20 protein-coding genes, 1 tRNA gene and 1 pseudogene are annotated in these 25,964 nt (G+C 61.4%); 11 read left to right on the top strand and 11 right to left on the bottom strand.

Going from position 1 to position 25,964, the window contains the following annotated elements; translation table 11 throughout:
- From VFV96_01660 to VFV96_01645, 4 genes are all read right to left on the bottom strand, one after another.
- The coding region (locus VFV96_01660; protein ID HEU5069098.1) for a two-component regulator propeller domain-containing protein at window positions 1-3,273 on the bottom strand (3,273 nt) is incomplete at its 3' end.
- 375 nt (window positions 3,274-3,648) lie between these two features.
- Entirely contained in the window at window positions 3,649-4,032 is a 384-nt protein-coding gene (locus tag VFV96_01655; protein HEU5069097.1) for a response regulator, read from the bottom strand.
- Window positions 4,033-4,283: 251 nt separating this feature from the next.
- A complete protein-coding gene (locus VFV96_01650) occupies window positions 4,284-5,312 on the bottom strand; it encodes an aldo/keto reductase (GenBank protein HEU5069096.1) in 1,029 nt (342 codons plus the stop codon).
- Window positions 5,313-5,467: 155 nt separating this feature from the next.
- A complete protein-coding gene (locus tag VFV96_01645) occupies window positions 5,468-6,490 on the bottom strand; it encodes a glutamine synthetase beta-grasp domain-containing protein (protein ID HEU5069095.1) in 1,023 nt (340 codons plus the stop codon).
- Between the two features lie 315 nt (window positions 6,491-6,805).
- On the opposite strand from VFV96_01645, the gene VFV96_01640 reads away from it, so the two are divergent.
- On the top strand, window positions 6,806-7,189 hold the full coding sequence (locus tag VFV96_01640; GenBank protein ID HEU5069094.1) for a serine/threonine protein phosphatase: 384 nt from the start codon (window positions 6,806-6,808) through the stop codon (window positions 7,187-7,189).
- Between the two features lie 11 nt (window positions 7,190-7,200).
- Window positions 7,201-8,046, top strand: a complete 846-nt coding sequence (locus VFV96_01635) for a protein phosphatase 2C domain-containing protein (protein HEU5069093.1) — start codon at window positions 7,201-7,203, stop codon at window positions 8,044-8,046.
- Between the two features lie 76 nt (window positions 8,047-8,122).
- Here VFV96_01635 and VFV96_01630 read toward each other — a convergent pair whose 3' ends face one another.
- The 3 genes and pseudogenes from VFV96_01630 to VFV96_01620 form a co-directional block, all read right to left on the bottom strand.
- Complete coding sequence (locus tag VFV96_01630) at window positions 8,123-9,604, bottom strand: ammonium transporter (protein ID HEU5069092.1); 1,482 nt, start codon at window positions 9,602-9,604, stop codon at window positions 8,123-8,125.
- 31 nt (window positions 9,605-9,635) lie between these two features.
- Complete coding sequence (locus tag VFV96_01625; protein ID HEU5069091.1) at window positions 9,636-9,974, bottom strand: P-II family nitrogen regulator; 339 nt, start codon at window positions 9,972-9,974, stop codon at window positions 9,636-9,638.
- A 248-nt stretch (window positions 9,975-10,222) separates the two neighbouring features.
- Window positions 10,223-10,312: pseudogene (locus VFV96_01620) on the bottom strand (P-II family nitrogen regulator).
- Window positions 10,313-10,682: 370 nt separating this feature from the next.
- On the opposite strand from VFV96_01620, the gene VFV96_01615 reads away from it, so the two are divergent.
- The 4 genes from VFV96_01615 to VFV96_01600 all read left to right on the top strand — a co-directional run bounded on the left by VFV96_01615 (window position 10,683) and on the right by VFV96_01600 (window position 16,565).
- Window positions 10,683-11,108, top strand: coding sequence for a hypothetical protein (locus VFV96_01615; protein ID HEU5069090.1), 426 nt, complete (start codon window positions 10,683-10,685; stop codon window positions 11,106-11,108).
- An 87-nt stretch (window positions 11,109-11,195) separates the two neighbouring features.
- Window positions 11,196-12,488 carry a TolC family protein gene (locus VFV96_01610; protein HEU5069089.1) on the top strand — a complete coding sequence of 431 codons (1,293 nt, stop codon included), beginning with the start codon at window positions 11,196-11,198 and terminating at the stop codon, window positions 12,486-12,488.
- Between the two features lie 23 nt (window positions 12,489-12,511).
- Window positions 12,512-13,438: an efflux RND transporter periplasmic adaptor subunit gene (locus VFV96_01605; protein ID HEU5069088.1), complete on the top strand. Its 927-nt coding sequence runs from the start codon at window positions 12,512-12,514 to the stop codon at window positions 13,436-13,438.
- A gap of 1 nt (window position 13,439) precedes the next feature.
- The gene (locus VFV96_01600) at window positions 13,440-16,565 is read left to right on the top strand and encodes a CusA/CzcA family heavy metal efflux RND transporter (GenBank protein HEU5069087.1); all 3,126 of its coding nucleotides are present in this window, start codon (window positions 13,440-13,442) and stop codon (window positions 16,563-16,565) included.
- 261 nt (window positions 16,566-16,826) lie between these two features.
- Here VFV96_01600 and VFV96_01595 read toward each other — a convergent pair whose 3' ends face one another.
- Window positions 16,827-19,421 carry a polynucleotide kinase-phosphatase gene (locus VFV96_01595; protein ID HEU5069086.1) on the bottom strand — a complete coding sequence of 865 codons (2,595 nt, stop codon included), beginning with the start codon at window positions 19,419-19,421 and terminating at the stop codon, window positions 16,827-16,829.
- The gene (locus VFV96_01590) at window positions 19,418-20,818 is read right to left on the bottom strand and encodes a 3' terminal RNA ribose 2'-O-methyltransferase Hen1 (GenBank protein HEU5069085.1); all 1,401 of its coding nucleotides are present in this window, start codon (window positions 20,816-20,818) and stop codon (window positions 19,418-19,420) included. The genes VFV96_01595 and VFV96_01590 overlap by 4 nt, the downstream gene beginning before the upstream one ends.
- A gap of 434 nt (window positions 20,819-21,252) precedes the next feature.
- Between VFV96_01590 and VFV96_01585 the strand changes: the two genes are divergently transcribed.
- Window positions 21,253-21,975, top strand: a complete 723-nt coding sequence (locus tag VFV96_01585; protein HEU5069084.1) for a sulfite exporter TauE/SafE family protein — start codon at window positions 21,253-21,255, stop codon at window positions 21,973-21,975.
- Window positions 21,976-22,398: 423 nt separating this feature from the next.
- Window positions 22,399-22,542 (top strand): hypothetical protein, encoded by a 144-nt coding sequence (locus tag VFV96_01580; GenBank protein ID HEU5069083.1) that lies wholly within the window; start codon window positions 22,399-22,401, stop codon window positions 22,540-22,542.
- Between the two features lie 120 nt (window positions 22,543-22,662).
- Here VFV96_01580 and VFV96_01575 read toward each other — a convergent pair.
- Window positions 22,663-22,740 (bottom strand) — tRNA-Pro (locus tag VFV96_01575).
- A 166-nt stretch (window positions 22,741-22,906) separates the two neighbouring features.
- Here VFV96_01575 and VFV96_01570 point away from each other — a divergent pair.
- Window positions 22,907-23,281, top strand: coding sequence for a rhodanese-like domain-containing protein (locus VFV96_01570; GenBank protein HEU5069082.1), 375 nt, complete (start codon window positions 22,907-22,909; stop codon window positions 23,279-23,281).
- Window positions 23,282-23,303: 22 nt separating this feature from the next.
- On the opposite strand, the gene VFV96_01565 is transcribed toward VFV96_01570, so the two are convergent.
- Window positions 23,304-24,335, bottom strand: a complete 1,032-nt coding sequence (locus tag VFV96_01565; GenBank protein ID HEU5069081.1) for an SDR family oxidoreductase — start codon at window positions 24,333-24,335, stop codon at window positions 23,304-23,306.
- 129 nt (window positions 24,336-24,464) lie between these two features.
- Here VFV96_01565 and tal point away from each other — a divergent pair, with 129 nt between their 5' ends.
- Both tal and VFV96_01555 read left to right on the top strand, forming a co-directional pair.
- Window positions 24,465-25,418: a transaldolase gene (tal, locus tag VFV96_01560; protein HEU5069080.1), complete on the top strand. Its 954-nt coding sequence runs from the start codon at window positions 24,465-24,467 to the stop codon at window positions 25,416-25,418.
- Window positions 25,419-25,517: 99 nt separating this feature from the next.
- Window positions 25,518-25,910 carry a hypothetical protein gene (locus VFV96_01555; GenBank protein HEU5069079.1) on the top strand — a complete coding sequence of 131 codons (393 nt, stop codon included), beginning with the start codon at window positions 25,518-25,520 and terminating at the stop codon, window positions 25,908-25,910.
- Window positions 25,911-25,964 lie beyond the last annotated feature (54 nt).

The raw sequence follows: 25,964 nt of genomic DNA, 5'->3' as shown, positions 1-25,964 counted from the left end.
GATGACGCAGTGCGCGCCGGTGGTGAAAAATTCGGTCCAGACCGGATGTTTTGTCACCGCGAGATCAAATTGCAGCGAGGCCTGGGTTTCTCCCGGCGTGGCCAGACGCAGACGACCGTGCTCGCTGAACGCGACCAGTTGCACCTGACCGGGGGTCTCGTCGAGTTCATACACGCCCAGGCTGTGGGCCCGGAGCTGGCTACCCATGGTCTGCAACACATGCGCAAGCAACTGCTCCGGCTCGGACTCGCGCGACAACGCCGAGAGCGTGCTGGTCAGTGCCTCAACCTGGCCGCGAGCCAGGTGCTCGGAAGCCCGCAGCGCCTCGGCCGCCTGCTTGCGTTCCGTGATGTCCATCACCGCGCCCACAAATTCCACGTCCCCGGAATCGGCATGCGTCGGACGGGCGACGACGTGAACGTGTTTGATCCGGCCATCCGGCAGCAACAGCCGGTGTTCGAGGTCCAGCGCGCTCCGGTCGCCGGCCGCCTGCTCCAATTGGGCGCGGACGAACGGAAGATCGTCCGGATGCACCCGGTCGAAAACCAGGGACAGCGCCGGTTTGGCCGACGCCGCATAGCCGAGAATGCAGAAGGTTTCCGCGGACCAGACCAACTCGCCCGTGGCGATGTTCCACCCAAAACTGCCGGAGCGGCTGAGTTTTTGTGCCTGGGCAAGATAATCCTCGCTGCGGCGCAGGCGACTCTCGGCCCGTTGACGCTCCTCAACTTCACTGGTCAGTGACAGGTTCGCGGCGGCCAGCTGGTCGCGGGCTTTTTGCAGCACCGCCTGCCGCGCTTTGAGCTGCCGGACCCGCCACCCGTAACCGCCGGCCAGCATGGTCAACGACACGCCAATGCCCAGCGCCATGAACCAGCCCGTCTGATAGAACGCGGGCAGGATCTTGAAATCCACGGCATCGCCCGTTTCGTTCCAGACACCGTCGCCGTTGTCGGCGGTCACACGGAACTGATACGCGCCCGGCCGCAAATTGGAATAAAACGCCTGCCGCCGAGTTCCCGCATCCACCCAGCCCGCATCGGAACCCTCCAGCCGGTATCGGTAATGAACTTTGGCAGGGTTGTTGAAACTCAACGCGGCGTAGTCGATTTCGCAATCCCTGCTGCCCACCGGCAACGTCAGGCCGGCGAAGGCCGTGTGCCCGACGCCGCCAACGATCAGTTGTTGAATCCGCACGGGCGGCGGCAGTTGATTCCGCGGAATGTGCCGGGGATCCACCACCGCGAGGCCGGCCGTGGTCGCAAACCAGAGCCGGCCATCCGTGCTTTTGGTGGCCACGTTGCAGCCGATGCCGCGCACACCCACGGGAATGTGACGCACCTGGCCGCGCAGTCCATCCGACAGGCTCAGGGTTTCGCCGGTAATTCGCACCGCGGGGTCAGCGAGGGCGGCGCTCAGGTCACGGGTTGCCACCCGGAACAGACCACCCGGCCCGGCGAGCCAAAAACAGCCTTCATCATCCGGGAGCAACGCATAGATGTCATCGAACGGCAGACCGCGCCGGCGATCCAGAGTTTGGAAATGGTTTTGTTCAAAACCGCTGAGGCCGCCTTTGCCAGCCACCCAAAGCTGGCCCGCGGCATTCGTGGCAATGGCCGTGACCGGCCCGGTAAAGAGGCCGTCCCGCGCGGAAAAGATTTGAAAACGACCATCGACATACCGGGCCACCTCGCCCGTCGTCAACCCCAGCCAGACCTGCCCGGCCGGATCCGTGAAGGCAACCGAAACCCATCCGTCGGCTTCGCGGTGCAGCTCGGGGAATTTTTGCACGATTCCGCTGTGGAGCCGGAAAACGCCGGCATAGCGATCGCACAGCCACACTCCGCCGGCCCCGTCGCGCGTAATGGCGATGACCGTTTGCAAATCGGGCACCTCATCGAGCAGTTGCATCGGCCCGTTGGCATTCGTGCAGACGGCCACCCCAAGCCCGGTTCCCGCGAACAGCGCGCCGCCGGGATCCGCATACAGGGTGTAAAGGTTCAGCGTGCCTCCCTTTCCGCTTTTCAAGTCGAGCCACGCACGATCTTGGAATTCGCGGGCGCCGGGCTTGATTTGCATGAGACCGCGGGGCGTGGCTCCTGCCCACACGGTGCCATCCGGGGCCGCCTGCAGGCAGAGATTCTGGTCAAACGGCACCCCCTCGCGCATCGAGAGCGAGGTGATCTTGCTTTCACTGAAGGCGTCCAGTCCCGCCGACGTGCCGCACCAGATTACACCTTCCCGGTCTTCGAAGAGACAACGCACGTAATCACTCGAAAGGCCGTCCTTTTGCGTGAACTTGTCCACGTCATCGCTAAACTGTCCAATGTCGTGCTGGCTGAGCTGAGCGGTGTCCCGGACCCGCCGCAGGCCGTCGCCCAGCGTGGCAATCCAAAAGCTGCCATCCCGGTCAAAGGCGATGGCCTGGGATCCCACGTGAATTTCCGGAAACGTCCACTCGATGTGGCCGGCGCCTGGCACGAACGGACGAACCGACCGCATGGTTTGCGCCCCCCAAATCTTGCCATCCGGCGCCTGGGCCAGCATCGCGCTGGTCAGCGCGTTGGTATCCGCCATCTCGAAACGGCGCTCGCCCGGCCGGCGAAACGCCACCGCACCGTGTCCCCGGTGAGTTGTATCTTCCAAGGTCAGCCACCAGACATCACTGCGATCCAACAACAGGGCCTGCACCCGGGCGGCGGGCAAACCCAAATCGGCCGACGCCGGCTCCCATTGCTCGCCCGTGAATCGATACAAGCCCAAGGACGTTCCCGCCCAGATCGACCCGTCGGACGTCCGCCCAAACGCATTGACCCACGCCCGTTCCTCGGGATTGCGCACCGGAAAGGCGCGCGAATGGCCGTCGTGCAGCCACGTGATCCCGCCCAAGCCGCCCACCCACAAACTGCCATCCGTTCCGGGCAGCAACGCGTGCGGGACCACCGGCAGCCCGGGCTCGCCAGGCAGCGGTTCCCACGGCACGAAGCTGGCCCCGTCAAATCGGAACAATCCGTTGTCGCAGGCGACCCACAGATAGCCATCTTGCGTCTGACAAATCGCGTTGACCTGATTGATGCCGCTCGCGATGCCCCACGAACGGTGGGAGAACTGCGAGATGGCCTTCAAGGGATCCAATGCTACGGCCCGGCCGGCCGGGAAAACCAGCAACAGGGCAACCACCCAGGGCCGGAGCCCGAAGGCGACGCGGCGGGCGCAGCGGCGCGCCATCAACCGGGCACGGGCCACCCAAAAGAATTCCGGCGGAGATTGCATGTGTCGGTGGGTTGGAGAACTCAATGCGGCTTCGCGTCGCAAGCCCGGCGCCCAAACGATGCACCCAAGGCCTGCGCATGGCATCTCAGAACGGAATCCCAGAATCGTCAAGCGCAGACCACCCGAAAACCCGGCCAAGGCGCAAGGCGACCCGCGCCACCTGCCCCCGACGCGCGGGCTGGACGAAAAATCCTTCGGAGCGGAGCGTCCGCCCCGAGGGTTGGAGTCTCCGCTCCCAGGGCTGGAGCGAAATTTCTTGGGGTTGAAGCAAAAATCCCGCGGGTTTTTCGGGTCAGCCCCGGCCGGTTGGCCCGCCAAATCGCCGCTTTTCTCTCTGCGGAAACGGGTTGTGATGATTTTGGCCAGTGGCAACCGTCAGGCGACGACTTCACCCGGGTTCTCGTGCAGGACGGCGAGCAGGTCTTCCAGCCGGCAGGGCTTGGCCAGAATGGCATCGACGGTGTCGGGCCGACGGCCGGACCGTAGCACGCGCTCAGGAAAGCCGCTGATCATGACGATCCGCTGCGTTGGGTTGAGGGTCTTGATGGCTGCGGCCAGTTCGTCGCCGCGCATGTGGGACATGTTGTAATCCGTGATGACCACATCAAATCTCCCCCGCTGGTAATGCGCCAAGGCCCCGGCCCCATCGGCCGCTTCCGTGACTTCGCCACCCAAGGAGGTCAGCAGAAACCGCAACGTGTCGCGCACGCTGGCTTCGTCGTCCACCAGCAAGATTCGTTTGCCATTGATGAAATTCATGATTCACGCTCCGCCGACCTCACCCCATTGCCAGACCGCCCCAAAACCTTCCGACTGAGACAAGCAGGCGCGTGGCTGACTGGGTGGACAGCACTTTTTCCCAGCTTTGAAAGAGGCAAAAAACAGTCCATTTTCGCGGCTGCAAATCCGCGTCGCCATCTCCGTCGCGCCGTGCCCGCTCTTTATAGACGCAACGGGGCGCATTTTTGTTCCATCGAGACCGCAAAAAAATTTGCGGGCGGTCCCGGCCCTCACGCGAGCCAGTCCGGATTATGCGCGGTTCCGTCGAAGTTGGTGGAGGTTTTGAAGCGTTCGAAGTTTCCCGTGGCGGCGTCCTTCGCCGTGCGGGCCAGCAGCGCCGCGCGCTGTTCGGAAGTCAACGGTTTGAAGGAACGCACCGCCGCCAGCGCCTGGTCGAGCCGGTCCCGCGATTCCATGCCGGTGATCACCACCGACGTCGGCAGGCTCAGTGCATAGTGCAGGCACTCGGTGGCCGTCACCGTGCCGCTCCGGAGAATTGCCCCGCTGCCGAGGGGTTTCATCCCGAGCACGCCGATGCCGTCCTTGACCAGCCCGGGCACCACTTGTTCGGCAAAGCTGCGAAAGTGGGCGTCCATCACGTTCAACGGCATCTGCACGGCATCAAACTTGAAGTCGTGCGTCGCCGCCACCGCAAGCATGTGCCGGTGAATCGCCGGATCCTTGTGACCGGTGAAGCCGATGTAGCGGATTTTACCCGCCTTTTTCGCAGCCTGAATCGCTTCCATGGAACCGCCCGGCGCAAACACCTTTTCCGGATCATCGGACCGGATGACCTCGTGCTGCTGCAACAGGTCAATGTGATCGGTCTGGAGCCGCCGCAACGATTCGTCAATTTGCCGCGCGGCGCCGGCCCGGGAGTGGCTGTCGATCTTGGTCATGAGGAAAACCTTGGCCCGGTAGCCGTCCCGCAGCGCCTTGCCCATGCGGACTTCGCTCCCGCCGTCGTGGTAATCCCAGCAGTTGTCGAGAAAGTTGATGCCCTCATCGACGGCGGCGCGAATCAACGCGATGCCCTCGGCGTCATCGCGCGGGATGCCGATGTGGTAACCGCCGAGGCCGATGGCCGAAACCTTCTCGCCGCTCCGGCCCAGGGTCCGATAAATCATGCCGGCCGATTTCGCTTCATCGGCCAGCAGGCCTCCCGTCAGGCCGACCGCCACACCCGTAACGGCCAGCGACCGCACGAAGTCACGCCGGCTGACGCCCGGCATTGGTGAAGTCGAAGCTGCGCTTTTCATGGCGTCCAGCTTCGCACACGCCGCGCCCCGTGCAACCGGCTATTCGGCACGCGGCCGGCGAAGGCAGCTTGGCGGGTGGCAGCTAAAAACAAAAAAACGGCGCGGCCTGCTGGCCGCGCCGTGTGATTCAGAACGCCGCCCACGCGGCGTGAAAGTTACTTGATCGGCACCGTCGCAATCGTCTGGAGAATGCGGCTGGCGATCTTGTAGGGGTCGCCCTGGGAGTTCGGACGGCGGTCTTCCAAGTAGCCCTTGTAGCCGTTGTTCACAAAGCTGTGCGGCACGCGGACAGACGCGCCACGGTTGGCGACACCATAGTTAAACTTGTCGATGGACTGCGTTTCATGCAGGCCGGTCAGGCGCAGGTGATTGTCCGGACCATACACGGCGATGTGCTCGTTCTTGTATTTGTCGAACGCCGCCATGAGGGCCTCGAAGTATTCCTTGCCGCCGACTTCGCGCATGTGCTTGGTCGAGAAATTCGTGTGCATGCCCGAGCCGTTCCAGTCCACATCCTTGCCCAGCGGCTTGCAGTGCCAGTTCACGTCCACGCGGTATTTTTCGCACAGGCGCAGGAGAATGTAGCGGGCCACCCACATCTGGTCCGCGGCCGTGCGGGAACCCTTGCCGAAAATCTGGAATTCCCACTGGCCCTTCGCCACTTCGGCGTTGATGCCTTCATGGTTGATGCCGGCGTCGAGGCACAGGTCGAGATGTTCCTCCACAATTTGGCGGGCAATGTCGCCGACGTTCTTGTAGCCGACGCCGGTGTAGTATTCGCCCTGCGGATACGGAAAGCCGGTTTCCGGGAAGCCGAGCGGCTTGCCGTCTTGGTAGAGGAAATACTCCTGCTCAAACCCGAACCACGCGCCAGCGTCATCATGAATGGTCGCGCGGGAATTGCTCGGATGCGGCGTCTTGCCGTCGGGCATCATGACTTCGCACATGACCAGCGCGCCGTTCTTGCGGGTGCTGTCCGGGAATACGGCAACCGGCTTGAGCATGCAGTCGGAGCTGCGGCCCTCGGCCTGGCGCGTCGAGCTGCCGTCAAAGCCCCACATCGGGAGCTCTTCCAGCTTCGGAAAGCTCGCGAATTCCTTGATTTGCGTTTTGCTGCGGAGATTGGCGACGGGTTCGTAACCGTCGAGCCAGATGTATTCGAGTTTGTATTTCGCCATGTGCGTGGGTTTGTGTAATTACGTTTAGCGACGCCGGCCGGGCTTTCATGAGCCCGATTCATCGTCGGCCGCGTATCTGAGCAGGGAGGGTGCCACGCAGCAAGGATTTTGCGGCCCAAACGCCCACGAGCCGGCGAAAGGCCCGATTGGCGCGGACTTGGCAACGCACAAAATAATTCACGGTTACGCCGGCGCCGGAAAAAACTGTTCATCTCTGCCCACCACGAACAAAAAGGAGCAGCCGGGTCAGGCCCGCCACCATCCGCCTTTTCAAAGCCGCCGCCCTGCGCGATAGTGGCGCACCATTCCAGCACCATGCTCAAAGTAAAGGACACCCGGCGCGCCACCGTCAACCTGAGCTTCGACGGCCGCGTCTTCAAGGTTTATCACGGTCCCGACGCCCGGACGCGCTTCGCGAACGAGTTGCGGGTGCTGCGGTTTCTGGAAGCGCGCGGCTGTCCGTTCGTGCCGCGCCTGCTGGAGGCGGACCCGGAAAAACTGCGCATTGTGACGACCAGTTGCGGTTCCCGCGTGGAACGTCTCGACGCGCAGAGGACGCAGGAGCTGTTTGCCGAACTCGAAACCTACGGTGTGCGGCACGACGACCCCGAAATGCGCAATGTCACCTACCGGCAGACCGACGGCCGGTTTTGCATCATCGATTTTGAGTTTGCGACGATTCTGCCGGGCTTTGAATAATTGCCGCCGGCATGGACGACGCCTCTGCAAATTCCGCCCCCGCCACCCTGCTCCACTGGTCCGGCTGGACCGACCGCGGCAAGGTGCGCCCGAACAATGAGGATTCCTTCCTCGGCCTCCAGTTCGACGCCCGCGAGGTGCACCGGCTGGGAAAAATCGGCGAAGCCTCGCTGGCCCGGCAGGATTTTGTCTTTGCCGTCAGCGACGGCATGGGCGGTGCGCTGGCGGGGGAATACGCGAGCCGGATCGCGGTGGAGAAAATCACGTCGCTGCTGCCGCTGTCCTACCAACAATCGGCCGCCGGCATGCAAAGCGGTTTTCCCGACGTGCTGGCGGAATTGTTCGGCGAAATCCACAAGGCACTCGCCTACTTGGGGAGCTGTTACGAGGAATGCGCCGGAATGGAGGCCACGTTGAGCCTGTGCTGGTTCACGCCGGGCTGGATGTATTTCGGCCACATTGGCGACAGCCGGATTTATTATCTTCCGGCCCGCGCCGGCGGCCTGAAACAACTCAGCCACGATGACACGCACGTCGGCTGGCTGTTCCGCAACGGCACGATCAACGAGCGCGAAGCCCGCACGCATCCGCGCCGCAACGTGCTGCAAAAGGCGCTCGGCGGCGGCAACCAGTTTGTGGACCCGCAGGTCGGCGCGGTCGGTTGCGAGCCCGGCGACCGCTTCCTGCTGTGCTCGGACGGCCTGATGGAAGGGCTCTACGATTACGACGTGCTGGAACTGCTGAACACACCCGCGCCCGAGCTTGCTTCCCTCGCGCCCGCGCATCGCCTGGTCAAGGAATCCGTCGCCCGCAGCGGCCGCGACAACACCACGGCCCTGGTCATCCAGGTCGCCTGAACCACACGGGGATCCTGCCAAAACGAACGCGCCCACCGGAATCGTCCGATGGGCGCGTGATGAAACCGGCCGGGCGTCAGTGCACCGCTTCGTGATAGCCCTCTTCGCCGTGCTCGGCGAGGTCGAGACCGAGCGTTTCCACTTCCGCACTCGGCCGCAGGCCGATGACGGCCTTGACGATGTAGGCAATCACGATCGTCCCCACAATGGCCAGCGCGAGTGTCACGCCGATGGCCTTGAGCTGTTCAAGCCAGAGCGTCCTGCCCACGATGTCCTTGAGGTTCGTGTTGAGGTTGCCGTTCACCGTCGGGGTGGCGAGGAAGCCCGTCAGCAGCGCGCCCAGCGTTCCGCCCACGGCATGCACGCCGAAGGTGTCCAGGGCGTCGTCGTAACCGAACCAGCTCTTGACCTTCAAGCAGAAGAACCACGGCACCAAACCGGCGGCAATGCCGATGATCAAAGCGCCCTTCGCATCGATGAAACCGCACGCCGGCGTCACCACCACCAGGCCCGCCACGGCGCCGGAGCAGAAGCCGAGCACACTGGGCTTGCCGCGGGCAATCCATTCCGCCAACGGCCACACAAAGGAGGCCACCGCGGTCGCAATCGTCGTGGTCATGAAGGCGTTGGCCGCGATGCCGTCCGCCGCCACGGCGGAGCCGGCGTTGAAACCATACCAGCCCACCCAGAGCATGCCGGTGCCGATGGCGCACAACACCATGCTGTGCGGCGGCATGGGCTCCTTGCCGAACCCGAGGCGTTTGCCGAGGATCAAGCAGAGGATCAGCGCGCTCCACCCCGAGCTCATGTGCACCACGGTGCCGCCCGCGAAGTCAATCGCCTTGATTTTCGCATCGGCATTCCAGACGCCGTTCATGAGTCCGTTGACGCCCCAGACCATGTGCGCCAGCGGGAAGTAAACCACCACCATCCACAGCGCCACGAACAGCAGAATCGCTGAAAACTTCATGCGCTCGGCAATCGCGCCGAGAATCAGCGCAGGCGTGATGATGGCGAACATGAGCTGATACATGGAGAACACGTTGTGCGACACCCAGTAGGCATAGTTGGTGTTGGGCAGCGAATCGACCCCATGCAGCCACGCGAACTTCAGATTGCCGATGATCGGGCCCGAACCGTCCGCAAACACGAGACTGTAGCCAAAAACAACCCAGAGAATCGTGACGAGGCCGGCAATGCCGAAGCATTGCGCGACGACGGACAGGATGTTTTTGCGGCGCACCAGACCGCCGTAGAACAGGAACAGGCCGGGCAAGGTCATGAAGAGAACCAGCGCGGCGCTGGTCATCATCCACGCGTTATGACCCGGACCTGCCGTGGCCGATGTCGGCGTGGCCAGGCCGTTGGGAATCTTGCCGTCCTTGTCTTTCAACGCCGTGGTGGGATCGCCGTTGTTGACGTAAGCTTCCAGGGACGAGACGCGTTGCTCCAGCGTGGGGGCCGGAGCGGGCGCCGTGATGGCGTCATCCGCCCGCAGGGACGGTGTGCCCAGGGCTGTGACGATGGTCAGCAGGGTGAGAACGAGGATTTTCTTCATAGTGGTGAGCGTGGTGTGGGAATGAAATCTGTTAAACGGCCTCTTCACCCTTTTCTTCGGTGCGGATGCGCACGGCTTCGTCAACCGAGGAAACAAATACCTTACCGTCGCCAATCTTCCCGGTCTTGGCGGCTTTGACGATGGCCGCCACCGCCTGGGGCACATCGCTGTCCGCCAGCACCAGTTCCAATTTGATCTTCGGGAGGAAATCCACGGTATACTCGCTGCCGCGGTAGATTTCGGTGTGACCCTTTTGCCGGCCGAACCCTTTAACTTCGGTCACGGTCATGCCGGTAATGCCCACCTCACCAAGGGCGTCCTTCACTTCTTCCAATTTGAAGGGTTTGATAATGGCTTCGATTTTCTTCATGTCGTTGTTTTTTGCCGACGCTGCGTCAGCGATTGGTTTTATTTGCGATTCCGCTGAATCGCTTTCATGACAGGTTATGCAACTACGGTGCCAAGCATGCCCGCATATCACACAAGTAATTCACAATTAACATATTACAATCTTTTTATGCCAGCTGGCAACTAATTTACCAGCTGTTTATTTGGTTCTTTTTTCTCAGCGGGTTTCAAAAACAACACGAAGTGTCTGAATGAATTTCAACAGCCCTGCACCGTCATGCCAGTAATCCCCACCTCACCGAGGACGTCTTTCACCGCTTCTAGTTTGAAGCGTTTTATGATGGCTTCGATTTTCTTCATGTCCTTGTGGTGTGCCGACTCGGTCGGCGATTGGTTTTGGCACGTCGTCCAGAATGCGCCCGGCGCCCTTTTGCAACTACGATGCCAACGGCAGGAAACAGAACGGCAATTCAATTGAAACCAATAGATGCGCAACGGGGAAACTTTCATTCACGGCCCCTTTATGCCCTCGTTCGCTCCGTTCATTTTTTGTTAATCCTCCGGCTGGCGGGTTTTTCTGCAACCCGACTGCTTTCCCGCAGCAGTGTGACCCCGCACCCCGCCGCAAACTCGATTGAGACCGCCTCGCTAAGCGAAAGAGCCCCGGGCGAGTTGCTGATGAAAGGATACCGCAGGACGGTTGAAGCGTCGGAGCGCCGGCAAGATTAGTTTGAACATCTCCCGTGCTGAACTTATCTATGGGTCCGTGCGTCGGTGGAAAAATATCCTCTTTGCCCTGGCAGCCTTGGTCTGGCTGCCAGCTTCGGCGCACTGTCAGATCGAGGCATTGACCGGGCTGGAGTTTTTGCAGTGCGCGGAGACGACACAAACAGCCTGCCACCCCGGGCATGATTGCAACCGGCAAGGCTGTTGCAAGATTGAGCAATCCCACTACCGTTCCGAAGAATTTCGCGTCGCCCTGCCCGTTCCACTTCTCGTCACCCTCGCGACACCGCTGACGGTGCCGGACGCAAGTCTCGCGCCTCAAGAAATCCGCCCCGGCATTCTCACCGCAGCCCCGCCGCAACTGGTCACCTCCCGACATTTCCTCGTCCGCACCGCCCTGCCCGTTCGGGCGCCCGCCTTCGCTTCCTGATCGTCCCTTTCCGGACGTTGCCCTGGCCGTGGTGTGAGTTCGCACCCGTGGTTTTGTTTTCCCATTGGTTCGTCTCGTTTGTTGCTTATGAAGTTCAGGAAGTTTTGTCGTTATCCACTGCTCCTGGCTGTGGCGCTGGGTGGCGCCCACGCGCTCCCGGCGAAGGTTCAGGAAACCGTCCTCGCCGGGACAAATACGCCGGCGAACGTGCTGACTTTGTCCGCCGCCGTTGACCTGGCGCTCACAAACAATCCCTCCCTCCGCGTGCTGCGGGCGGAAATCGCGGCCGCACGCGGCGAAGTCACCACCGCAAAAACCTGGGCCAATCCCGAGGTGTCGGCGTCACCCGGCTTCAAGTCTGCGCGGAACCCCTCGGACACGATGTTTCACGGCGATTTCGGCGTGGAGCAAACCTTCGAATGGCCAGGCAAACGCGCGTTGCGTCGCGCCGTCGCCGAAACGGCCGTCAGCGCGCGGCAACGGGCGCTCGACGGCTTCCGCTCCCAGCTTGCCGTTCAAGTGCGACGCGCCTATTGGACGCTGCTCGCCGCCCGCGAAGGCGTGGCGTTGCGGGAGCAGCGGTTGACCCTCGCCCGGTCATTCGTGGCCGCGGCGAAAAAGCGCGCCGAAGGCGGATTCGCGCCCGGGTTCGAGGTCACCAAGGCGGAAGTCGAGGCGGTCGCCGCGCAAAAATCGCTGCGTGAAGCGCAAGCGCGGCAGGATGCGGCGCGCGTGACCTTGAATGCCTTGCTCGGCCGCCCGCCAGACGAGCCGCTGGCCGTCACGGGCCCGCTCCCCCGAGCGGTGATGCAGCCCGACCCGGTCGGACTGCTCGCCAAAGCGTTGGGGTCGAATCCTGCCATCCAAATTCAAGCGGCTGAAGTGGAGCGCTCCGGGTTGAAACTGCAATCCGTCCGCAAGTCGCGTCTGCCGGATTTCAAAATCGGGCCCAACATCGAATACACCCGCGACGAGCAAATCGTCGGCTTGGGCATCAGCCTGCCACTGCCGTTGTGGGACAAAAAGAAGGGCGAGATCGCCACCGCAACAGCCGCGCAGGAAAAGGCGCTGGCCGAACTCGAAAACCTCCGCCGTGAAATCCGGCGGGACGTGACCCTGGCGGCGCAAAACTTGACCGCAGCGCAGGAATCACTTGCCTTCTACACGCCCGCGGTGCGCGACAAATTGCGGGCCGCGTTGGATGCCGCCGAAGCCGGCTATGCCGACGGGCGCACGCCCCTGCTGTTGTATCTGGAGGCGCAGCGCACTTACTTCGACACGCAGGCGGACTATTTTGACGCGCTGCAAAAAGTTTTCGAGGCCCGCGCCGACCTGGAATCCGCCGTGGGCCAGCCGCTCGACGAACTGTCCCATCCTTGAACCGAACGGAAAGGCACTTTTCCATGAAACGACTGCTCCTTGTCCCTCTGCTCGTCGTCACCCTCACGGGTTGCGACAAAAAGATCGAACCCGCCGCAGAAGCGAAGCCGGAAGCTGGCCACGACGAAAACATCGTCGCGCTCACGCCCGAAAATCTGAACCACATGGACTTGAAGATCGAGTCCGCCGCCTTGGGCCAGCTCGGCATGACGCTCAAGGCCGCGGGCCGCATCAGCGCGAACTTGAACAAGACGGCCAAGGTCACTTCGACGTTTGAAGGCCGCCTGACCAAACTCAACTTCGACCTCAACGACCACGTGCAGGCAGGCGAGATCATGGCCTTGGTCGAGTCGCCGGAACTGCTCGGCCGGCCGCTGGAAATCAAAGCGCCGCAGGACGGCGTCATCATCGAGCGCACGGCAACCACCGGCGAATTGGTGGACAAGGCAACGTCCATTTACACCCTCAGCGATCCGACCCAGTTGTGGGCCATTGCCGAAGTGAAGGAGCGCGACATCGCCGCCGTGAAAACCGGCCAGGATGCCATGTTCACCGTGCTCCCGTATCCGCAGGAACAATTCCACGGCAAAGTCGTGCTCGTCGGCAACCAGGTGGAATCCGGCTCGCGCACGTTGGAGGTCCGCATCGCGGTGGACAATGCCGATGGACGCTTGAAACCCGGCATGTTTGCCGACGTGGAAATCACGACCACGATTCTGAATGATGCGCTGTTGATTTCCGACACCGCGCTGCAGACCGATGGCGCTGACCAGATCGTCTTCGTAGCGCAGGACGGCAACAAATTCGAAAAGCGGGTTGTGAAACTCGGCGAGGAACAACAGGGCCGCGTGCAAATTCTCGCTGGCTTGAAGCCCGGCGAAAGAGTGGTGACCGACGGCAGCTTCATTTTGAAATCCGAAATGCTCAAGGGCGAACTCGGAGAGGAATGACATGATCAACTCCATACTCAACTTCTCCGTCCGCCAGCGCCTGCTCGTCGCGCTGGCCGCGCTGGCCCTGGCCGGCTTTGGCTGGCTCTCACTCAAGCAGATTCCCATCGACGCATTCCCTGACGTAACCAACGTCCAGGTGCAGGTGCTCGCCACCGCGGGCGGGATGTCTCCGCCGGAAGTCGAAAAGCTCGTCACGCGTCCGATCGAAATCGAACTCGGCGGATTGCCGCGGCTGACCGAGATTCGCTCCGTTTCCAAAATTGGCCTCGGCGCGATCACCGTCGTGTTCGCGGACGGCGTGGATGATTATTTCGCGCGTCAACTGGTGTTCGAGCGCTTGCAAAGCGCGCGCGACAAATTGCCCGCCGGCGTGGACGCCGAGCTTGGCCCGATCACCACCGGCCTCGGCGAAATTTATCAATACACGCTCGTCAGCAAAGACCAGCGCTACGACGCGACCGAGCTGCGCACGCTGCAGGATTACGTCGTGCGCCCGATTCTGCGCACGGTTCCCGGCGTGACGGATGTGAATTCGTTCGGCGGAATGGTAAAGCAATATCAGGTGATCGTGAATCCCGACCGACTGACTTCCTACCACATCACGTTGCCGCAGGTTTTCGAGGCGCTGGAAAAGAACAACGAAAACGCCAGCGGCAATTTCATCGAACACAAATCCGAGCAATACGTCGTGCGCGGTTTGGGGCTGGTGAAAAATGTGGACGACATCGCGAACATCATTGTCGCCACGACGCCCGAGCATGTGCCCGTGTATGTCCGCGACGTGGCGGAGGTGAAAATCGGCGCGAAACTCCGTCAGGGCGCGGTCACGGCCAACGGCAACGGCGAAGCGGTGGCCGGCATTGTGCTGATGCTCAAAGGCGCCAGCGGCCGCGATGTGGTGAACGCGGTGAAAGCCAAATTGCCGGCGATTCAAAAAGCGCTGCCCAAAGGCGTGGAACTGGTGCCGTTTTATGATCGCACGGATTTGGTGAAAAAGGCGATTCACACTGTCACGAAGGCGTTGCAGGAAGGCGCGATTTTCGTGCTGCTGATTTTGATCGTTTTGCTGGCCGATGTGCGAAGTGCCATCATCGTGACGCTGGTGCTGCCGCTGGCGGCGTTGTTCGCGTTCATCATGATGCGCTGGCAGGGCATCAGCGCGAATCTCATGTCGCTTGGCGGTCTCGCCATCGGCATCGGCATGATGGTGGACGGCGCGGTGGTAATGGTGGAAAACATCCACCGGCATCTGACGGAAAAACCCGCGCCGAACACGAGCAAAACCGAAGTCGTGCTCTACGCGGCGAAGGAAGTGGGCCGGCCGATTGTGTTTGGCATTTTCATCATCATCGCGGTGTTTTTGCCGCTGTTTACGCTGCAAGGCTTTGAGGGCAAAATGTTCAGTCCGCTGGCGTTCACAATTTCATTCGCCTTGCTTGGCTCGCTCATTTTGTCGCTCACGCTGGTGCCGATGCTGGCGACATTTTTCCTCAAGCAGGAAGTGCACACGCGGGAACCCATTCAAATTCGCGGATTGAAACACGGTTACCGCGCCTTGCTGGAGCCGTGCGTGCGGCGGCCGTGGCTGGTCGTGATTCCAGCGGTGCTAGCGCTGGCCGGAGCGCTGGCGCTGGTGCCGCGCATCGGCACGGAATTTTTGCCGTCGCTGGATGAAGGCTCAATTGCCGTGCAAACCTTCCGCATTCCGAGCATTTCCCTGACGAAATCGCTGGAGCTGCAAACTCGGGCGGAAAAAATCCTGAAACAATTTCCCGAGGTTATTGACGTGGTTTCCAAGACCGGCCGGGCGGACATTGCGTCGGACCCGATGGGCGTGGAAGTCAGCGACGTGATCGTCACGCTCAAACCGCACGAAGAATGGACCGCCACAAAATCGAAGGAGGAACTGGTGGAGAAAATGCGCGTCGCGCTGGCGGAATTGCCGGGCGTGGCGTCGAGTTTTTCGCAGCCGATTGCACTGCGCGTGGATGAACTGGTCAGCGGCGTGAAATCGGCCATCGGCCTCAAAATTTTTGGTGACGACCTGGACGTATTGAAAGCAAAGGGCGAAGCCGTCGCGCGCGTGCTGAACACCCTTCCCGGCGCCGCCGATGTGAACGTGGAGAAAGTCAGCGGCCTGGCGTATTTGCAGGTGGAAATTGACCGCGCCAAAATCGCCCGCTACGGCATCAACGTCGCGGACATTCAGGAAGTGGTGGAAACCGCCATCGGCGGCAAGGAAGCCAGCAAGGTTTATGAAGGCATGAAAGTGTTCGGCCTGAACGTGCGCTTCCCGGAATCCGCCCGCAACGATGTCGAGCCGATTCGCAACATTTTGATCGCGTCGCCACAGGGCGCGCTGATTCCGCTCGGCCAGCTCGCGCATGTTTACGTCACCGAAGGCCCGGCGCAAATCAGTCGCGAACAGGCGCAGCGACGCATTGTGGTGGAATGCAACGTCACCGGCCGCGACCTCGGCGGCTTCGTGAAAGAAGCTCAACAGAAAATTGACGCGGCGGTTCCGTTGCCGCCGGGATATTACCTCACTTGGGGCGGCCAATTTGAAAACCAGCAGCGCGCGATGAAGCGTTTCGCCATCGTTGTGCCGATCACGATAGCCGCGATTTTCCTGCTGCTGTTCAGCTCGTTCAATTCCGTGAAACAGGCGTTGCTCATCATCCTGAACATTCCGTTCGCGCTGATTGGCGGCATTCTCGCGCTCGTCCTCGGCCACTTCAACTTGAGCGTCAGCGCCAGTGTCGGCTTCATCGCGCTGTTCGGCGTGGCCGTGCTGAACGGCGTCGTGATGGTCAGCTACTTCAACGAACTGCGGCGGGAGGGCATGAACGTGGAACTCGCCGTCGTGAAAGGTGCGGTGTTGCGGCTGCGTCCCGTGCTCATCACCGCCAGCGTCGCCGCGCTCGGCCTGGTGCCGATGCTGTTCGCCACCGGACCGGGCAGCGAAATTCAAAAGCCGCTCGCGGCCGTCGTCATCGGCGGAATCATCAGTTCCACGCTGCTGACGTTGTTCATGCTGCCGACGCTTTACCAAGTGTTTGAACGGGAGGCGGTCAAAGATACGATCGCGCATCTACCTGAACCCCCAGCGACGACGGAGCTATGAAGCTGGACTTGTGGTTCAACAATTCAAAAAGCGAACGGCAAATCGCGCCGATGTTTTTTTCGTTCAACGCAAAGCTACCAAAGAAGCCAAGGCGCAAAGGGGCAAATGCGAACCGCTGATTGGCGCTGATGCACGCTGATTCAAAACGTCGCGCCGAAGTCAGGCGGAAACAGAAAGGGCTGAAAGCCCGACAAATGACAGCCCAGGGCAACGCCCTGGGCCCATCGTCAAAAGAGATTTCAAGCCCAGTAAGGGAGGCATTCAAAGTCGTGGATCAACCGGCTCACTCTCCAATGCCAACACCCCAAAGACGGCCTCATGCACACGGCGCAACGGTTCTTTACGCACGAACCGTTCGAGCGATTCAATGCCGAGAGCGAATTCGCGAAGAGCCAGCGAACGCTTGGTAGAAAGTCCACGAGCACGAAGGCGCTCGAGATTTTTGGCCGCCGTGTATTCCGGGCCGTAAATGATGCGGAGGTATTCCCGGCCACGACATTTCACTGCGGGTTGCACCAGTCCGCGTCGGCTCCTGGCGATGAATTCCAATGGTTTCACGACCATGCCTTCGCCGCCGCGTCCGGTCAGTTCCTCCCACCAGCGGACGCCTTCGGCTTCGCTGTCGGGATTGGTCACGTCAATGACGCGAAACGGCGTGGCGATTATGATGCCGCCCGCGAGTCGCGCCAGCGTCTGCATGTGCCAGTCGTGCGGCCTATCAGTGTGGACTCTCCCTTCTGTGCCGAGCAGGTGAAACGGCGCAAGCTTCAAATCATTCACCGAGTTCACCGGCCAGCAGTAGCGGCGATAGGCTGCGATGTAATCACCCACCATTTGCCGTCGCGCGGTTGTGTGTGCCAGCAACTCGCCCACGTCGAGGCCACGCGCAGCGGCTTGCTCAAGTGCCACAACCTCGGCGGCGAGCGTTGCCTGCGCTGACGCGCCGACGGCGGCGTATTGCTGTTTCACCAGTTCCTGCGCCTTGGCCGACCACGGCATCAATTCGCAATCAAAACAAAGCCAATCCGTTTGAAACTCAGCCCAGAATCCGGCGGCTGTGGCCGCACTGCGGACACGCTCAAGGAACTCCGATTCCAAAATGGTATTGTCAAAAAACCTCCGTCCGGTGCGTGTGTAGCAAATGCCGATGCCTTCGCCGGTCACGCCAAAACTTTTTCGGGCCGCGTCTTCGTCGCGACAAATGATAACCACAGCGCGCGATCCCATGTGCTTCTCCTCGCAGACGACGCGCGGCACACCCGCGTGACGAAAATAGGCGAACGCTTCCGCCGGGTGTTCCAGTAATCCGGGCGCACAACTCGTCTCGCTCGGCGACATCGTGGGCGGCAGGTAAATCAGCCACTTGGGATTCGCGGCAAAACGGCTCATCACCTCCAGAGCGGCAGCGGCGTTCTCTTCGCGGATGGTCACGTTGCCGTGCAGGCGCGTGCTGACGATGCGTTTGCCCGTCACGTCCGCGAGGTCGAGCAAATCATCGTGCTGCTGCTGCGCGGACAAGACCGGCGCTTGATCTTCCGGCGGCAGGAATGGTTTGCGAGATTCGGCGTAGGTTTGCTTGGCGGGGACAGAAACAAGTTCCTTTTCGGGATAGCGCAAGGCCGTCAGCTTTCCGCCGAAAACGCAGCCGGTGTCAATGTTGATCGTGCGATTCAGCCACTCCGGTTCAGGCACAGGCGTATGACCATACACGACCGCCGCCGTGCCGCGATATTCGGCGGCCCAGTTGTAGCGCACGGGCAAACCAAATTCATCCGTCTCACCGGTGGTTTCGCCGAACATGGCAAACTCCCGCACCGCGCCCGAGCCGCGTCCCTGCATTGCCTCCTTCATGCCCGCGTGCGCGACGACGAGCTTGCCGTCGTCGAGAACGTAGTGGCTCACGAGGTCATCAATAAATTCCGCAACGCACTTGTGGAAATTCTCCGGCTCGCTGGCGAGTTGCGCCAAAGATTCCGCCAGGCCGTGAGTGATCTGCACGTCGCGCCCGCGTAGCTTGCGCATGAGTTTCATGTCGTGATTGCCGGGCACGCACAAGGCCGCGCCGCTCGCGACCGCGTTCATCACCAGCTTCAGCACTTGCGGGATTTTTGGGCCGCGATCCACAAGGTCGCCGACGAACACCAGCTTGCGCCCCTCTGGATGCCGTAGCAGCGGACGTGAGTCCGCTCCATCTTCCGCCACCGCACCCGCAAGAGTGAGCCGACTCACGTCGGCTGCTACTTCATATCCCAGCTTCCCCAGCAATTCCATCAACTCATCAAAACATCCATGCACGTCGCCGATGATGTCGAACGGCCCGTGTTCGTGCTTCAAATTATTCCACAACGGCTGACGCTCGATGATCGCCGCTTCGATTTCCTCCAGCGACTTCAACACATGAACATGGCGGAAACCTTCGCGTTCCAACCCACGCAGCGACCGATGCAACTGTTGCGCCTGCTGCCGAATGACGTGCGGGCCAAAATCGCGGTCGGGGCGCGCTTTGTTGCGGTCATGCGCCACATGCTCTGGCACATCCAAAACAATGGCGACCGGCAGACAATGGAACTCGCGCGCAATAGCGACGAGTGATTTGCGCGATTCCGGTTGCACGTTGGTGGCGTCAACCACGGTGAGCTTTCCCGCCGCGAGCCGCTTGCGAGCGATAAAATGCAGCACTTCAAACGCATCTTTTGTCGCCGCCTGACTGTTCTCGTCGTCCGATACCAGCCCGCGACAATAATCCGAGGACAAAATCTCAGTCGGTTTGAAATGCTTCCGCACGAACGTGCTCTTGCCCGACCCGGACACGCCAATCAGCACGACGAAGGAAAGTTCTGGAATCGTATATTTCATCGCGTGAAAACAGCCATCTGCGTTGGCGAACCAACCACCAAATCTTCCGGACCGACCGGCAAGAAGCGCACGCTGTAAGCAAAGCGGGTCGCAACGCCATTCGCCCAAGCCTGAAACTCCGAACGCGTCCATTCGAAGCGGTGGTCGCGGTGGCGGAACGTGCCGGCGGGCAGCGTTTCCCATTTCACGTTGTATTCGCGATTGGGCGTCGTGATAACGATGTGCTTTGGTTTGGCGCACTCGAACAGCACGCGCTCGAATGCCGCCAGACGTGCGGCGTCGAGATGCTCAACAACTTCCACCACCGCGGCGGCATCGAAGCCAGCAAGTCGTTGGTCGCGGTAAATGAGCGAGCCATGCAGCAGACGGATGCGTTCCTTTTGCATGGGGGGCAGGCGGTCGTAGTGCAGCCTGTCGCGGGCAATTTCCAGTGCCCGATGCGACACGTCCATGCCGGCAATTTCGGTGAACTGCCTTTCCTTCAACAGAGCTTGTAGCAAACGACCCTCGCCACAACCCAGGTCAAGCACGCGCGCCGCGCCGGCGCTTTTCAAGGCCGCGAGCACCGCGCCGAGGCGTTGCTCGTTGAGGTTGATCTTCTGCTCGACCGCTTCTTCTTCGAGTGCCTTCGTTTCCGCAACGTCGTCGGGATGGAGTTCGTTCTCGTCCACGAGTTGAGCGAGCGCATCGTCCACTAGGCTGCGCTGGTGTTTGAGGTAACGGCGCGTGATGGCTTCGCGTTCCGGATGCGACGCCAGCCAGCCCTCGCCGTGGCGCAAAAGCTTTTCCACCTCGTCATCGCCGACCCAGTAATGCTTGTCGTTGTCCAGCACCGGCACGAGGACGTAAAGATGCGAGAGCAGTTGTTGCAAGGGCAGACGCGCGGACAACTCGACTTGGAAGTAAGAGCTTTCTCCCCAGTCAGAAAATTTCTCATCCAGTGGCAACCGGCGAGCGGTTATGGTGTAACCCAGCGGCTCAAACAGTTTCCGCAAAAACTCTTCACCGCCCCGGCATGGCAGTGCGAAGAAAGTCACGCACAGCGGCAATGGAGCGTCGGCGAGTTCGGGACGCTCCTTGCTTTTGCCCGCCAGCGCGCTGCCAAAAACTTCTGCAATGGCCACGCTCAAGAACGATGAAGCAGCGTAGGGACGGTCGTTGACATATTGCTCTAACGCGCCGCCTTCGCCCTTCGGCCCGCGACGATTCCGCACCAGCCCGACAGGGTCAACTTCGACGAGCAACGCAATCATGCATCGTTCCGGCGTGGCTTCGGAGTAAAAGACATGAGCTTTGCCGAACGAGAGGCTGAATGACTGCGGACGCGCCGGGTTTTTCCGGAGCAAGAAACCGAGATCGGTGGCTACCTCGCGGGTGGAGGTCAAAGTCATCAGCATGGCCAAAGGCTACTCATTCGCGTTATTCTTGACCATTCCGAATCCCGATAGTGTCGCCCTTGCAGGGCTCGGAATTTTGTTTGACGATAAACTCAGGGCGTTGCCTTGGGCTATCATCTGCCGGGCTTCCAGCCCTGGGGAGTTTGCGTTCATCAGCGGTTGAATCACCCCACCGTTCCTTCACTCACAGCCATTCACCCACCCGATGTGGGGTAAGAATGTTTTGCGTTCGCTGCGTTCTCTTGCGGCAAATTCGTTCGCGTAGTTGGCGTGGTTTGCGGTTTCCTTCGCGTCTCCGAACCGCTGGCGACGACGGAGCTTTCCTGAGACAATTGCACCGGGGCTCCCCGGTCCGGGCGCACTTGTGGATTACAGCGTTGGCGGTTTAAACATGTTCCGGCACCATTGGCAAAACCACCATGCCGCACGTTGGAATGGAAACCTCACTGCTGATCGGCGCGGCCGCGCTCGTCGCGGCGACGCTGGCAGCCGTCACGGGCTTTGGCGGCGCGGCGGTGTTGCTGCCCGTGCTGGTCATGGCGTTTGGCGTGCGGGATGCCATTCCCATCCTCACCGTGGCCCAACTCATTGGCAACGGCAGCCGCGTGTGGCTCAACCGGCGCGAGCTGGATTATCGCGTCGTGGGCTGGTTCGCGCTGGGCGGCGTGCCGCTGGCCGCATTGGGCGGCTTGCTGTTTGCGCACGCGCCGATTTCCGCCCTCACACGCTTGCTCGGCCTGTTTCTTCTGTTGATTGTGGCGTGGCGCCGGCTGCGGCCGCAGACCCATTTTCGTCCGCCGCTGCGCTCGTTCGCTTTCATCGGCGCGGGCGCCAGTTTTCTTTCGGCATTGCTGGGCAGTGTGGGGCCGCTCATGGCGCCGTTTTTCCTCGCTTACGGTTTGGTCAAAGGCGCGTATATCGGCACGGAAGCGCTCTCAACCGTGGTGATGCACGTGACGAAGCTGATTGCCTACCGCGACGCGGCGGTGCTGCCGGAAAGATGCATCCTCATCGGCCTGGCGATGGGACCGATCATGTTCCTTGGCTCCTGGCTCGGAAAGCGCATCGTGGACCGGCTGCCCAAGCAGGTCTTCGTCATCCTCATTGAAGCCACCATGACCGTGGCCGGACTGTTGTTCTTGATCCGCGGCAGGTGATGCCAATTTGTTGCGCCGGCTTTGACCGATCACCCTGGCACACGCCGTTCATGACAAATGAAGCGGCGGCGCCGCATCCGGCCGCTGCGCGGAACATCCAACCCGTTCACCATAACCGCTGTGGTTTGATCAGCCTGCCAGAATCATCGAGCAACCGGTTGTCAGAATAGCCGATGTAGCCGTGAATCCGGCAACGTATGAATACGCTGTTGGTGTCGGTCTTGCCCAAACCCGGCGTCACCATCTCGTAGCTGCAATGCTCCGAACTGAAGGACAACCAATTCGCTCCGGCCGTCGTGCAGGGTCGGCAGGACAGATCAAAATCCTCGTGGTGGCCAGTTCGTTCGACAGGGAAACAAAATCCGATGGCAGATGGCCGTCATGCTCGTCGGGCCACAACAAGCTCGCCGCGCAAAGAATTGAGTGCATCTGATTGCTGCAATTCACCGCCTCGACGTGACGCTTGGCGGCTGGAAGGACGGCGACACCAGCCAGCACGATCAGAACAACCAACAGTGTGGTGATGATGAGCCTTCGCTTATTCATGCCGCATGTGGATCGGGCTAAGGATCAGCGACTGCCGCCGGAAACGCCCGGGCGGTGGCAACATTCGCTGAGGCATTGTCCAAGCACCCGCCGTTTTGCGTCGGTCCAGGGATAGAATCATCTTGAGCGAAGAGGGAAAAATGGTCGGAGCGACAGGATTCGAACCTGCGACGTCTTGCTCCCAAAGCAAGTGCTCTAGCCAGGCTGAGCTACGCTCCGGACCGGGCGCAGTATCCGGGGGTTCGGCAGCCTCCGCAATGCGAAATTCCAACGCAAATCCCGGCGCAGGCCCCCGCCGCACAGTGGCGCCGCCGAGTGGCGCACCCGGTCCGATTCTGACCGACTCTGGCGTTGACCGCACCCGGACCGGGTTTACTTTTCCGCCATGGATCATTCACCCGGTTTTCTGAAGCTGGTCAACGAGGAGCGCCTGTTTGTGAAGGAGATTTCCGTGGAAGAGGCACAGCGCCGTCTGGCGGCCAATCCGAAGTGCGTGCTGCTGGACGTGCGCGAGGATCACGAATGGCAGAAGGGACACGCGAGCGAAGCGGTGCATCTCGGCAAGGGCATCCTGGAGCGCGACCTGGAAAAGCAATTTCCCAATCCGGACACGGAAATTCTGATGTATTGCGGGGGCGGGTTCCGCTCGGTGTTGACCGCTTCCGCCGCGCGCCGTTTGGGGTATTGGAATTGCGCTTCGATTGAAGGCGGCTACAAGGCCATGGTCGCCGCCCACTGGCCCATGCGTTCCGACGGATGAATGGCCGCGGCGCCGACGGTGTTCACCGCAGGTTCTTCAGATACCAGTCCATCGCGGGTTTGAGTCCGGCCGCGAGGTTGAACGCCGGCTCATAGCCGAGCAGCCGGCGCGCCTTCGCGATGTCGGCCAACGAATGCCGCACGTCCCCGGCCCGAAATTCCTGATGCGCTGGCTGCGCGCCGGCCACCGCGACGCCGCGCGTTTCCAGTTCCGCCTTCAGGGCGGCGAACAGTTCGTTCAGCGAGGTTCGCTCGCCCACGGCCACGTTGTAGATTTGATTCAGGGCGGCCGGATTGTCCGTCAACGCCGCGCGCACATTCGCCTGCACCACGTTGGCCACGTAGCAAAAATCGCGGCTGGTGTGGCCGTCGCCGTTGATGAAGACCGGTTCCGCCCGGACGAGCGCCGCGACCCAGCGCGGAATGACAGCGGAATAGGCGCTGCGGGGATCCTGCCGCGGGCCGAAGACGTTGAAGTAACGCAGCCCGACCGTCGCCATCCCGTAGGCCCGGGCAAAGGTGCCGGCATAGATTTCATCCATCCACTTGGCCGCCGCGTAAGGCGAAAGCGGCTGGCCGATGTGGTCCTCCCGTTTGGGCAGTTCGACGGAATCGCCATAGACGGCGCTGCTGGACGCGTAAACAAACCGGCGGGCACCGGCATCGCGGGCGGCCACGAGCATGTTGAGAAAACCGGTCACGCTGCTGGCGTGCGTGCGGAGCGGATCGTGCAGCGACCACGGCACGGAGCCGAGCGCCGCCTGGTGCAGGACCAGTTCGACGTCCGCGCAGGCGCGCTGACAGTCTGCCGGCTCGCAGATGTCGCCTTGCTGCAGTTGAAAGCGGGCCCACTGTGCGGCCGGGAGCGCGGCGCGCACTTCATCGAGGTTCGCGGGTTTGCCGGTGGCAAAGTTGTCGAGCCCGACCACGTGCTGGTTGAGCCGCAGCAGACATTCCACCAGGTGCGAACCAATGAAGCCCGCGGCGCCGGTCACGAGCCAGCGGCGCGGCGCGGCGGACAATTGTTGCTGCACCGTTTCCCAAGGGGTTGCCATGTGCCGTCAGTTTAGGGTTCGCGCGGGCGATTGCCAGCCTGCGCTGTGCGAACAGCAGGGTTGCGCTCACCGCGCAACGGGCCGATGATGGGCCTGTCCGGTCAATGCCGAATTCTGATCTGATGCCGTATGAACGAACTCGATCAACTCAAGCAGTTCACCACCGTCGTCGCCGACAGCGGTGACTTCGCCACGCTGAAACAATATGCGCCGCAGGATGCGACCACGAATCCGTCGCTGATCCTGAAGGCGGCCACCATGCCGGAATACGCGCCCGTCCTCGAAAAGGCCATGGCCGATGCCCGGCAAACGAACCTTGCGGGCGACGCACTGGTGAAGGAAATCGTGGACCGGCTGCTGGTCTTGTTTGGCGGGGAGATTCTGAAGATCGTGCCCGGCCGCGTTTCCACGGAAACCGACGCCAACCTGTCCTTCGACACGGACGGCCTCGTCAAGAAGGCGAATAAATTCATCGCGTTGTATGCGCAGCACGGCATCCCGCGGGAACGCATCCTGATCAAGATTGCCTCCACCTGGGAGGGCATTCGCGCCGCGGAGGTGCTGCAACGCGACGGCATCAACTGCAACATGACGCTGCTGTTCTCCCTGGCCCAGGCGGTCGCCTGCGCCGAGGCCGGCGCCCGGTTGATCTCGCCGTTTGTCGGCCGGATTCTCGACTGGTATAAGGCCAAAACGAATCAGGCTTACGCGCCGGCGGACGATCCGGGCGTGACCTCCGTGAAGGAGATTTACACCTACTACAAAAAGTTCGGTCACCCGACGGAGGTGATGGGCGCGAGCTTCCGCAACAAGGGGGAAATTCTCGAACTGGCCGGCTGCGACCTGCTGACGATCAGCCCGGCCCTGCTCGGCGAATTGCAGCAGGGCTCCGGGACCGTGGCGCGAAAGCTGAGTCCCGAAACTGCCCGACAAAGCGACATGTCCCGGCTGGTCGTCACGGAGAAGTCTTTCCGCTGGCTGATGAATGAGAACGCCATGGCGACGGAAAAGACCGCCGAAGGCATCCGGCTGTTCGCGGCCGACACCGTGAAGCTCGAACAATTCATCGCCAAGCAGCTCTAACCGACCACCGATTGTGCTTGTCCACCGCACCGGATTACGGCATTACGCGCCGAATCAATTCGCCCGGCACCGGAAGCATTCCCGAGTCCCCACCATTGCATGGATTCCGACGAACGTCAGATTTGCGATTATTTGAGAAGCTGGCCCCGGCACTATCTGTCCGCGCGTGAAATCGCCCGGCGCGCCGGCGGCAAGCGGCGGTTTCGGGAGGAACCCCAATGGGCCTATCCGGTCATCTCCCGCTTGCTGGAGGAAGGGCTCATCGAAACCGATGGGCTGGGCCATTACCGTCTCAGGCAGGCCGCCCAGGAGCACAGCCAGCGGCCGCGCAAATGGGTGTCGCCCCAGGTGCGGAAGATTCTCGAACGCAGCGGCCGGGACTTTGCCGAAACGCTTGAAATCCCGGACGATGACGACCTGACCTCGCTCACCCAGCCACCAACACCACCGAACCCCACCATGCCGCCATCCTCATCGACCGGCAAAAGCTAACCTGAACCGCGCCGCCCCAGCCCGACTCGGGGCTTGAGTCAATGCATCCGGGGC

This window comes from Verrucomicrobiia bacterium (assembly GCA_035765895.1).
In the GTDB taxonomy this organism is placed as follows: Bacteria; Verrucomicrobiota; Verrucomicrobiia; order Limisphaerales; family DSYF01; genus DSYF01.
The sequence above is the reverse complement of the archived record's forward strand: the minus strand, read 5'-3'. Positions and strand labels throughout refer to the sequence as shown.

Coding starts and splice junctions, on each gene's coding strand:
- VFV96_01590 (HEU5069085.1), bottom strand. CDS start 20,818: ATGCTGATGACTTTGACCTCCACCCGCGAGGTAGCCACCGATCTCGGT.
- VFV96_01630 (HEU5069092.1), bottom strand. CDS start 9,604: ATGAAGAAAATCCTCGTTCTCACCCTGCTGACCATCGTCACAGCCCTG.
- tal (HEU5069080.1), top strand. CDS start 24,465: ATGAACGAACTCGATCAACTCAAGCAGTTCACCACCGTCGTCGCCGAC.
- VFV96_01570 (HEU5069082.1), top strand. CDS start 22,907: ATGGATCATTCACCCGGTTTTCTGAAGCTGGTCAACGAGGAGCGCCTG.
- VFV96_01610 (HEU5069089.1), top strand. CDS start 11,196: ATGAAGTTCAGGAAGTTTTGTCGTTATCCACTGCTCCTGGCTGTGGCG.
- VFV96_01625 (HEU5069091.1), bottom strand. CDS start 9,974: ATGAAGAAAATCGAAGCCATTATCAAACCCTTCAAATTGGAAGAAGTG.
- VFV96_01605 (HEU5069088.1), top strand. CDS start 12,512: ATGAAACGACTGCTCCTTGTCCCTCTGCTCGTCGTCACCCTCACGGGT.
- VFV96_01565 (HEU5069081.1), bottom strand. CDS start 24,335: ATGGCAACCCCTTGGGAAACGGTGCAGCAACAATTGTCCGCCGCGCCG.
- VFV96_01595 (HEU5069086.1), bottom strand. CDS start 19,421: ATGAAATATACGATTCCAGAACTTTCCTTCGTCGTGCTGATTGGCGTG.
- VFV96_01655 (HEU5069097.1), bottom strand. CDS start 4,032: ATGAATTTCATCAATGGCAAACGAATCTTGCTGGTGGACGACGAAGCC.
- VFV96_01640 (HEU5069094.1), top strand. CDS start 6,806: ATGCTCAAAGTAAAGGACACCCGGCGCGCCACCGTCAACCTGAGCTTC.
- VFV96_01555 (HEU5069079.1), top strand. CDS start 25,518: ATGGATTCCGACGAACGTCAGATTTGCGATTATTTGAGAAGCTGGCCC.
- VFV96_01600 (HEU5069087.1), top strand. CDS start 13,440: ATGATCAACTCCATACTCAACTTCTCCGTCCGCCAGCGCCTGCTCGTC.
- VFV96_01635 (HEU5069093.1), top strand. CDS start 7,201: ATGGACGACGCCTCTGCAAATTCCGCCCCCGCCACCCTGCTCCACTGG.
- VFV96_01650 (HEU5069096.1), bottom strand. CDS start 5,312: ATGAAAAGCGCAGCTTCGACTTCACCAATGCCGGGCGTCAGCCGGCGT.
- VFV96_01585 (HEU5069084.1), top strand. CDS start 21,253: ATGGAAACCTCACTGCTGATCGGCGCGGCCGCGCTCGTCGCGGCGACG.
- VFV96_01645 (HEU5069095.1), bottom strand. CDS start 6,490: ATGGCGAAATACAAACTCGAATACATCTGGCTCGACGGTTACGAACCC.